The organism is Pseudomonas leptonychotis (assembly GCF_004920405.1).
In the GTDB taxonomy this organism is placed as follows: Bacteria; Pseudomonadota; Gammaproteobacteria; order Pseudomonadales; family Pseudomonadaceae; genus Aquipseudomonas; species Aquipseudomonas leptonychotis.
This window is the reverse complement of sequence record NZ_RFLV01000010.1, coordinates 1-10988: the sequence shown is the minus strand read 5'-3', so window position 1 is coordinate 10988 and position 10988 is coordinate 1. Positions and strand designations below refer to the sequence as shown.

At 51.0% G+C, this 10988-nt stretch carries 4 tRNA genes and 6 rRNA genes; all 10 read right to left on the bottom strand.

The annotated features are described in order from the left end of the window. Positions 1-48 precede the first annotated feature (48 nt). The 10 genes from rrf (D8779_RS20435) to D8779_RS20390 all read right to left on the bottom strand — a co-directional run bounded on the left by rrf (D8779_RS20435) (position 49) and on the right by D8779_RS20390 (position 10764). Positions 49-164, bottom strand: a 5S ribosomal RNA gene (gene rrf, locus D8779_RS20435). Between the two features lie 134 nt (positions 165-298). Further along, positions 299-3188: ribosomal RNA gene (locus tag D8779_RS20430) — 23S ribosomal RNA — on the bottom strand. 244 nt (positions 3189-3432) lie between these two features. Next, positions 3433-3508 (bottom strand) — tRNA-Ala (locus D8779_RS20425). 31 nt (positions 3509-3539) lie between these two features. Next, positions 3540-3616 (bottom strand) — tRNA-Ile (locus D8779_RS20420). 65 nt (positions 3617-3681) lie between these two features. Beyond that, positions 3682-5218, bottom strand: a 16S ribosomal RNA gene (locus tag D8779_RS20415). A gap of 376 nt (positions 5219-5594) precedes the next feature. Continuing rightward, positions 5595-5710 (bottom strand): 5S ribosomal RNA (rrf, locus tag D8779_RS20410). 134 nt (positions 5711-5844) lie between these two features. After that, positions 5845-8734 (bottom strand): 23S ribosomal RNA (locus tag D8779_RS20405). Between the two features lie 244 nt (positions 8735-8978). Continuing rightward, a tRNA-Ala gene (locus D8779_RS20400) sits at positions 8979-9054 on the bottom strand. A gap of 31 nt (positions 9055-9085) precedes the next feature. Further along, a tRNA-Ile gene (locus D8779_RS20395) sits at positions 9086-9162 on the bottom strand. Between the two features lie 65 nt (positions 9163-9227). After that, a 16S ribosomal RNA gene (locus D8779_RS20390) occupies positions 9228-10764 on the bottom strand. The 16S, 23S and 5S rRNA genes sit together here with 4 tRNA genes alongside, the layout of an rRNA operon. Positions 10765-10988: the final 224 nt, after the last annotated feature.

Here is a 10988-nt window from a genome sequence, read left to right as displayed (position 1 = left end):
AAAGTAAAACCCCCGACCAGTTTCCTGATCGGGGGTTTTGGTGTAGGTGCTTGACGATGACCTACTCTCACATGGGGAAACCCCACACTACCATCGGCGATGCATCGTTTCACTACTGAGTTCGGGATGGGATCAGGTGGTTCCAATGCTCTATGGTCGTCAAGCGATTCAGCTGGAGTCTCGTTGTTAGACGCGGCTCCGAATTGGGTATGTGATAAAGGGTTTTGCAGTTCTTACAAATTTTCGGCTGTTGCAGTCTTCATAGAGACACGCAAACATCAAATTGTTTGGGTGTTATATGGTCAAGCCTCACGGGCAATTAGTATTGGTTAGCTCAACGCCTCACAGCGCTTACACACCCAACCTATCAACGTCGTAGTCTTCGACGGCCCTTTAGGGAACTCAAGGTTCCAGTGAGATCTCATCTCAAGGCAAGTTTCCCGCTTAGATGCTTTCAGCGGTTATCTTTTCCGAACGTAGCTACCCGGCAATGCCACTGGCGTGACAACCGGAACACCAGAGGTTCGTCCACTCCGGTCCTCTCGTACTAGGAGCAGCCCCTTTCAAATCTCAAACGTCCACGGCAGATAGGGACCGAACTGTCTCACGACGTTCTAAACCCAGCTCGCGTACCACTTTAAATGGCGAACAGCCATACCCTTGGGACCGGCTTCAGCCCCAGGATGTGATGAGCCGACATCGAGGTGCCAAACACCGCCGTCGATATGAACTCTTGGGCGGTATCAGCCTGTTATCCCCGGAGTACCTTTTATCCGTTGAGCGATGGCCCTTCCATACAGAACCACCGGATCACTAAGACCTACTTTCGTACCTGCTCGACGTGTCTGTCTCGCAGTCAAGCGCGCTTTTGCCTTTATACTCTACGACCGATTTCCGACCGGTCTGAGCGCACCTTCGTACTCCTCCGTTACTCTTTAGGAGGAGACCGCCCCAGTCAAACTACCCACCATACACTGTCCTCGATCCGGATAACGGACCAGAGTTAGAACCTCAAGGTTGCCAGGGTGGTATTTCAAGGTTGGCTCCACGCGAACTAGCGTCCACGCTTCAAAGCCTCCCACCTATCCTACACAAGCAAACTCAAAGTCCAGTGCAAAGCTATAGTAAAGGTTCACGGGGTCTTTCCGTCTAGCCGCGGATACACTGCATCTTCACAGCGATTTCAATTTCACTGAGTCTCGGGTGGAGACAGCGCCGCCATCGTTACGCCATTCGTGCAGGTCGGAACTTACCCGACAAGGAATTTCGCTACCTTAGGACCGTTATAGTTACGGCCGCCGTTTACCGGGGCTTCGATCAAGAGCTTCGCGTTAGCTAACCCCATCAATTAACCTTCCGGCACCGGGCAGGCGTCACACCCTATACGTCCACTTTCGTGTTTGCAGAGTGCTGTGTTTTTAATAAACAGTCGCAGCGGCCTGGTATCTTCGACCGGCATGGGCTTACGCAGTAAATGCTTCACCCTCACCGGCGCACCTTCTCCCGAAGTTACGGTGCCATTTTGCCTAGTTCCTTCACCCGAGTTCTCTCAAGCGCCTTGGTATTCTCTACCTAACCACCTGTGTCGGTTTGGGGTACGGTTCCTAATTACCTGAAGCTTAGAAGCTTTTCCTGGAAGCATGGCATCAACCACTTCGTCGTCTAAAAGACAACTCGTCATCAGTTCTCGGCCTTGATCTCCCGGATTTACCTAAGAAATCAGCCTACCACCTTAAACACGGACAACCAACGCCGTGCTGGCCTAGCCTTCTCCGTCCCTCCATCGCAGTAATTAGAAGTACGGGAATATTAACCCGTTTCCCATCGATTACGCATTTCTGCCTCACCTTAGGGGCCGACTCACCCTGCGTCGATTAACGTTGCGCAGGAAACCTTGGTCTTTCGGCGTGGGAGTTTTTCACTCCCATTGTCGTTACTCATGTCAGCATTCGCACTTCTGATACCTCCAGCAAGCTTCTCAACTCACCTTCACAGGCTTACAGAACGCTCCTCTACCGCTCAACTTACGTTGAACCCGTAGCTTCGGTGTATGGTTTGAGCCCCGTTAAATCTTCCGCGCAGGCCGACTCGACTAGTGAGCTATTACGCTTTCTTTAAAGGGTGGCTGCTTCTAAGCCAACCTCCTAGCTGTCTAAGCCTTCCCACATCGTTTCCCACTTAACCATAACTTTGGGACCTTAGCTGACGGTCTGGGTTGTTTCCCTTTTCACGACGGACGTTAGCACCCGCCGTGTGTCTCCCGTGCTGACACTTGTTGGTATTCGGAGTTTGCATCGGTTTGGTAAGTCGGGATGACCCCCTAGCCGAAACAGTGCTCTACCCCCAACAGTGATACACGAGGCGCTACCTAAATAGCTTTCGAGGAGAACCAGCTATCTCCGAGCTTGATTAGCCTTTCACTCCGATCCACAGGTCATCCGCTAACTTTTCAACGGTAGTCGGTTCGGTCCTCCAGTTAGTGTTACCCAACCTTCAACCTGCCCATGGATAGATCGCCCGGTTTCGGGTCTATACCCAGCGACTGTCGCCCTATTAAGACTCGCTTTCGCTACGCCTCCCCTATTCGGTTAAGCTCGCCACTGAATATAAGTCGCTGACCCATTATACAAAAGGTACGCAGTCACCCAACAAAGTGGGCTCCCACTGCTTGTACGCATACGGTTTCAGGATCTATTTCACTCCCCTCTCCGGGGTTCTTTTCGCCTTTCCCTCACGGTACTAGTTCACTATCGGTCAGTCAGTAGTATTTAGCCTTGGAGGATGGTCCCCCCATATTCAGACAAAGTTTCTCGTGCTCCGTCCTACTCGATTTCATTGATAAGAGATTTTCGTGTACGGGGCTATCACCCACTACGGCGGCACTTTCCAGAGCCTTCCACTAATCTCAAATCAACTTAAGGGCTAGTCCCCGTTCGCTCGCCACTACTAAGGGAATCTCGGTTGATTTCTTTTCCTCAGGGTACTTAGATGTTTCAGTTCCCCTGGTTCGCCTTACACACCTATGTATTCAGTGTGTAATAACCAGCTTATGCTGGCTGGGTTCCCCCATTCAGAGATCTCCGGATCAAAGTCTGTTTGCCGACTCCCCGGAGCTTATCGCAGGCTACAACGTCTTTCATCGCCTCTGACTGCCAAGGCATCCACCGTATGCGCTTCTTCACTTGACCATATAACCCCAAGCAATCTGGTTACTGTCTCTAACGTGAAGACGACATTCGCCGAAAATTTGCAATTGAGAACTACAAATTTTACCTTGACCAAATTAATTACCAGTGAAAGTAATTAATCAGTCACTTCTATCACATACCCAAATTTTTAAAGAACGATTTTCTTACTGGTCAAAGACCAGAAATCAACATTCATCTACTGTGAGTAGGAACGTTCATTTCTGAACTCTTACGGTGCTGTATATGGTGGAGCCAAGCGGGATCGAACCGCTGACCTCCTGCGTGCAAGGCAGGCGCTCTCCCAGCTGAGCTATGGCCCCATATTCGTACAAGGCCAAACCCCACAACAATTGGTGGGTCTGGGCAGATTCGAACTGCCGACCTCACCCTTATCAGGGGTGCGCTCTAACCAACTGAGCTACAGACCCAATCGTCTTTTTCAATGAATCAAGCAATTCGTGTGGGAACTTATGAAGAAGCTGAAGTCTTCGATTAAGGAGGTGATCCAGCCGCAGGTTCCCCTACGGCTACCTTGTTACGACTTCACCCCAGTCATGAATCACACCGTGGTAACCGTCCCCCCGAAGGTTAGACTAGCTACTTCTGGTGCAACCCACTCCCATGGTGTGACGGGCGGTGTGTACAAGGCCCGGGAACGTATTCACCGTGACATTCTGATTCACGATTACTAGCGATTCCGACTTCACGCAGTCGAGTTGCAGACTGCGATCCGGACTACGATCGGTTTTATGGGATTAGCTCCACCTCGCGGCTTGGCAACCCTTTGTACCGACCATTGTAGCACGTGTGTAGCCCTGGCCGTAAGGGCCATGATGACTTGACGTCATCCCCACCTTCCTCCGGTTTGTCACCGGCAGTCTCCTTAGAGTTCCCACCATTACGTGCTGGTAACTAAGGACAAGGGTTGCGCTCGTTACGGGACTTAACCCAACATCTCACGACACGAGCTGACGACAGCCATGCAGCACCTGTGTCTGAGTTCCCGAAGGCACCAATCTATCTCTAGAAAGTTCTCAGCATGTCAAGGCCAGGTAAGGTTCTTCGCGTTGCTTCGAATTAAACCACATGCTCCACCGCTTGTGCGGGCCCCCGTCAATTCATTTGAGTTTTAACCTTGCGGCCGTACTCCCCAGGCGGTCAACTTAATGCGTTAGCTGCGCCACTAAGAGTTCAAGACTCCCAACGGCTAGTTGACATCGTTTACGGCGTGGACTACCAGGGTATCTAATCCTGTTTGCTCCCCACGCTTTCGCACCTCAGTGTCAGTACCAGTCCAGGTAGTCGCCTTCGCCACTGGTGTTCCTTCCTATATCTACGCATTTCACCGCTACACAGGAAATTCCACTACCCTCTACCGTACTCTAGCTCAGCAGTTTTGGATGCAGTTCCCAGGTTGAGCCCGGGGATTTCACATTCAACTTACTGAACCACCTACGCGCGCTTTACGCCCAGTAATTCCGATTAACGCTTGCACCCTTCGTATTACCGCGGCTGCTGGCACGAAGTTAGCCGGTGCTTATTCTGTCGGTAACGTCAAAGTAGCAACGTATTAAGTTACTACCCTTCCTCCCAACTTAAAGTGCTTTACAATCCGAAGACCTTCTTCACACACGCGGCATGGCTGGATCAGGCTTTCGCCCATTGTCCAATATTCCCCACTGCTGCCTCCCGTAGGAGTCTGGACCGTGTCTCAGTTCCAGTGTGACTGATCATCCTCTCAGACCAGTTACGGATCGTAGCCTTGGTGAGCCATTACCTCACCAACTAGCTAATCCGACCTAGGCTCATCTAATGGCGCGAGGCCCGAAGGTCCCCCGCTTTCTCCCGTAGGACGTATGCGGTATTAGCGTCCGTTTCCGAACGTTATCCCCCACCACTAGGCAGATTCCTAGGCATTACTCACCCGTCCGCCGCTCTCAAGAGAAGCAAGCTTCTCTCTACCGCTCGACTTGCATGTGTTAGGCCTGCCGCCAGCGTTCAATCTGAGCCATGATCAAACTCTTCAGTTCAATACTGCTTGGGTTTTGAGAAAACCCTAAACTTAGCTCAGCAATCGTTGGTTACATCTTTGATTTCTCGCGGAGTAACTTGTGATGCTGATAATCTTGCGACTAGCAGTCTTACCTCACAAGCACCCACACGAATTGCTTGATTCAGTTGTTAAAGAGCGGGTGGTTAAGTCTTTCGTCTCAACCGAGGCGCGCATTCTACAGCAGCCTCATCTTCCGTCAAGCTATTTTTCGAAGTTCTTTTTGCAAAAAGTTCTTACTACTCAATAACTTGCATTACGTCTTGCTAGCCATGATTTTGATCACTCAAAACTTCATGCCTGTACTAATAGTAAAACCCCCGGCCAGTTTCCTGATCGGGGGTTTTGGTGTAGGTGCTTGACGATGACCTACTCTCACATGGGGAAACCCCACACTACCATCGGCGATGCATCGTTTCACTACTGAGTTCGGGATGGGATCAGGTGGTTCCAATGCTCTATGGTCGTCAAGCGATTCAGCTGGAGTCTCGTTGTTAGACGCGGCTCCGAATTGGGTATGTGATAAAGGGTTTTGCAGTTCTTACAAATTTTCGGCTGTTGCAGTCTTCATAGAGACACGCAAACATCAAATTGTTTGGGTGTTATATGGTCAAGCCTCACGGGCAATTAGTATTGGTTAGCTCAACGCCTCACAGCGCTTACACACCCAACCTATCAACGTCGTAGTCTTCGACGGCCCTTTAGGGAACTCAAGGTTCCAGTGAGATCTCATCTCAAGGCAAGTTTCCCGCTTAGATGCTTTCAGCGGTTATCTTTTCCGAACGTAGCTACCCGGCAATGCCACTGGCGTGACAACCGGAACACCAGAGGTTCGTCCACTCCGGTCCTCTCGTACTAGGAGCAGCCCCTTTCAAATCTCAAACGTCCACGGCAGATAGGGACCGAACTGTCTCACGACGTTCTAAACCCAGCTCGCGTACCACTTTAAATGGCGAACAGCCATACCCTTGGGACCGGCTTCAGCCCCAGGATGTGATGAGCCGACATCGAGGTGCCAAACACCGCCGTCGATATGAACTCTTGGGCGGTATCAGCCTGTTATCCCCGGAGTACCTTTTATCCGTTGAGCGATGGCCCTTCCATACAGAACCACCGGATCACTAAGACCTACTTTCGTACCTGCTCGACGTGTCTGTCTCGCAGTCAAGCGCGCTTTTGCCTTTATACTCTACGACCGATTTCCGACCGGTCTGAGCGCACCTTCGTACTCCTCCGTTACTCTTTAGGAGGAGACCGCCCCAGTCAAACTACCCACCATACACTGTCCTCGATCCGGATAACGGACCAGAGTTAGAACCTCAAGGTTGCCAGGGTGGTATTTCAAGGTTGGCTCCACGCGAACTAGCGTCCACGCTTCAAAGCCTCCCACCTATCCTACACAAGCAAACTCAAAGTCCAGTGCAAAGCTATAGTAAAGGTTCACGGGGTCTTTCCGTCTAGCCGCGGATACACTGCATCTTCACAGCGATTTCAATTTCACTGAGTCTCGGGTGGAGACAGCGCCGCCATCGTTACGCCATTCGTGCAGGTCGGAACTTACCCGACAAGGAATTTCGCTACCTTAGGACCGTTATAGTTACGGCCGCCGTTTACCGGGGCTTCGATCAAGAGCTTCGCGTTAGCTAACCCCATCAATTAACCTTCCGGCACCGGGCAGGCGTCACACCCTATACGTCCACTTTCGTGTTTGCAGAGTGCTGTGTTTTTAATAAACAGTCGCAGCGGCCTGGTATCTTCGACCGGCATGGGCTTACGCAGTAAATGCTTCACCCTCACCGGCGCACCTTCTCCCGAAGTTACGGTGCCATTTTGCCTAGTTCCTTCACCCGAGTTCTCTCAAGCGCCTTGGTATTCTCTACCTAACCACCTGTGTCGGTTTGGGGTACGGTTCCTAATTACCTGAAGCTTAGAAGCTTTTCCTGGAAGCATGGCATCAACCACTTCGTCGTCTAAAAGACAACTCGTCATCAGTTCTCGGCCTTGATCTCCCGGATTTACCTAAGAAATCAGCCTACCACCTTAAACACGGACAACCAACGCCGTGCTGGCCTAGCCTTCTCCGTCCCTCCATCGCAGTAATTAGAAGTACGGGAATATTAACCCGTTTCCCATCGATTACGCATTTCTGCCTCACCTTAGGGGCCGACTCACCCTGCGTCGATTAACGTTGCGCAGGAAACCTTGGTCTTTCGGCGTGGGAGTTTTTCACTCCCATTGTCGTTACTCATGTCAGCATTCGCACTTCTGATACCTCCAGCAAGCTTCTCAACTCACCTTCACAGGCTTACAGAACGCTCCTCTACCGCTCAACTTACGTTGAACCCGTAGCTTCGGTGTATGGTTTGAGCCCCGTTAAATCTTCCGCGCAGGCCGACTCGACTAGTGAGCTATTACGCTTTCTTTAAAGGGTGGCTGCTTCTAAGCCAACCTCCTAGCTGTCTAAGCCTTCCCACATCGTTTCCCACTTAACCATAACTTTGGGACCTTAGCTGACGGTCTGGGTTGTTTCCCTTTTCACGACGGACGTTAGCACCCGCCGTGTGTCTCCCGTGCTGACACTTGTTGGTATTCGGAGTTTGCATCGGTTTGGTAAGTCGGGATGACCCCCTAGCCGAAACAGTGCTCTACCCCCAACAGTGATACACGAGGCGCTACCTAAATAGCTTTCGAGGAGAACCAGCTATCTCCGAGCTTGATTAGCCTTTCACTCCGATCCACAGGTCATCCGCTAACTTTTCAACGGTAGTCGGTTCGGTCCTCCAGTTAGTGTTACCCAACCTTCAACCTGCCCATGGATAGATCGCCCGGTTTCGGGTCTATACCCAGCGACTGTCGCCCTATTAAGACTCGCTTTCGCTACGCCTCCCCTATTCGGTTAAGCTCGCCACTGAATATAAGTCGCTGACCCATTATACAAAAGGTACGCAGTCACCCAACAAAGTGGGCTCCCACTGCTTGTACGCATACGGTTTCAGGATCTATTTCACTCCCCTCTCCGGGGTTCTTTTCGCCTTTCCCTCACGGTACTAGTTCACTATCGGTCAGTCAGTAGTATTTAGCCTTGGAGGATGGTCCCCCCATATTCAGACAAAGTTTCTCGTGCTCCGTCCTACTCGATTTCATTGATAAGAGATTTTCGTGTACGGGGCTATCACCCACTACGGCGGCACTTTCCAGAGCCTTCCACTAATCTCAAATCAACTTAAGGGCTAGTCCCCGTTCGCTCGCCACTACTAAGGGAATCTCGGTTGATTTCTTTTCCTCAGGGTACTTAGATGTTTCAGTTCCCCTGGTTCGCCTTACACACCTATGTATTCAGTGTGTAATAACCAGCTTATGCTGGCTGGGTTCCCCCATTCAGAGATCTCCGGATCAAAGTCTGTTTGCCGACTCCCCGGAGCTTATCGCAGGCTACAACGTCTTTCATCGCCTCTGACTGCCAAGGCATCCACCGTATGCGCTTCTTCACTTGACCATATAACCCCAAGCAATCTGGTTACTGTCTCTAACGTGAAGACGACATTCGCCGAAAATTTGCAATTGAGAACTACAAATTTTACCTTGACCAAATTAATTACCAGTGAAAGTAATTAATCAGTCACTTCTATCACATACCCAAATTTTTAAAGAACGATTTTCTTACTGGTCAAAGACCAGAAATCAACATTCATCTACTGTGAGTAGGAACGTTCATTTCTGAACTCTTACGGTGCTGTATATGGTGGAGCCAAGCGGGATCGAACCGCTGACCTCCTGCGTGCAAGGCAGGCGCTCTCCCAGCTGAGCTATGGCCCCATATTCGTACAAGGCCAAACCCCACAACAATTGGTGGGTCTGGGCAGATTCGAACTGCCGACCTCACCCTTATCAGGGGTGCGCTCTAACCAACTGAGCTACAGACCCAATCGTCTTTTTCAATGAATCAAGCAATTCGTGTGGGAACTTATGAAGAAGCTGAAGTCTTCGATTAAGGAGGTGATCCAGCCGCAGGTTCCCCTACGGCTACCTTGTTACGACTTCACCCCAGTCATGAATCACACCGTGGTAACCGTCCCCCCGAAGGTTAGACTAGCTACTTCTGGTGCAACCCACTCCCATGGTGTGACGGGCGGTGTGTACAAGGCCCGGGAACGTATTCACCGTGACATTCTGATTCACGATTACTAGCGATTCCGACTTCACGCAGTCGAGTTGCAGACTGCGATCCGGACTACGATCGGTTTTATGGGATTAGCTCCACCTCGCGGCTTGGCAACCCTTTGTACCGACCATTGTAGCACGTGTGTAGCCCTGGCCGTAAGGGCCATGATGACTTGACGTCATCCCCACCTTCCTCCGGTTTGTCACCGGCAGTCTCCTTAGAGTTCCCACCATTACGTGCTGGTAACTAAGGACAAGGGTTGCGCTCGTTACGGGACTTAACCCAACATCTCACGACACGAGCTGACGACAGCCATGCAGCACCTGTGTCTGAGTTCCCGAAGGCACCAATCTATCTCTAGAAAGTTCTCAGCATGTCAAGGCCAGGTAAGGTTCTTCGCGTTGCTTCGAATTAAACCACATGCTCCACCGCTTGTGCGGGCCCCCGTCAATTCATTTGAGTTTTAACCTTGCGGCCGTACTCCCCAGGCGGTCAACTTAATGCGTTAGCTGCGCCACTAAGAGTTCAAGACTCCCAACGGCTAGTTGACATCGTTTACGGCGTGGACTACCAGGGTATCTAATCCTGTTTGCTCCCCACGCTTTCGCACCTCAGTGTCAGTACCAGTCCAGGTAGTCGCCTTCGCCACTGGTGTTCCTTCCTATATCTACGCATTTCACCGCTACACAGGAAATTCCACTACCCTCTACCGTACTCTAGCTCAGCAGTTTTGGATGCAGTTCCCAGGTTGAGCCCGGGGATTTCACATTCAACTTACTGAACCACCTACGCGCGCTTTACGCCCAGTAATTCCGATTAACGCTTGCACCCTTCGTATTACCGCGGCTGCTGGCACGAAGTTAGCCGGTGCTTATTCTGTCGGTAACGTCAAAGTAGCAACGTATTAAGTTACTACCCTTCCTCCCAACTTAAAGTGCTTTACAATCCGAAGACCTTCTTCACACACGCGGCATGGCTGGATCAGGCTTTCGCCCATTGTCCAATATTCCCCACTGCTGCCTCCCGTAGGAGTCTGGACCGTGTCTCAGTTCCAGTGTGACTGATCATCCTCTCAGACCAGTTACGGATCGTAGCCTTGGTGAGCCATTACCTCACCAACTAGCTAATCCGACCTAGGCTCATCTAATGGCGCGAGGCCCGAAGGTCCCCCGCTTTCTCCCGTAGGACGTATGCGGTATTAGCGTCCGTTTCCGAACGTTATCCCCCACCACTAGGCAGATTCCTAGGCATTACTCACCCGTCCGCCGCTCTCAAGAGAAGCAAGCTTCTCTCTACCGCTCGACTTGCATGTGTTAGGCCTGCCGCCAGCGTTCAATCTGAGCCATGATCAAACTCTTCAGTTCAATACTGCTTGGGTTTTGAGAAAACCCTAAACTTAGCTCAGCAATCGTTGGTTACATCTTTGATTTCTCGCGGAGTAACTTGTGATGCTGATAATCTTGCGACTAGCAGTCTTACCTCACAAGCACCCACACGAATTGCTTGATTCAGTTGTTAAAGAGCGGGTGGTTAAGTCTTTCGTCTCAACCGAGGCGCGCATTCTACAGCAGCCTCATCTTCCGTCAAG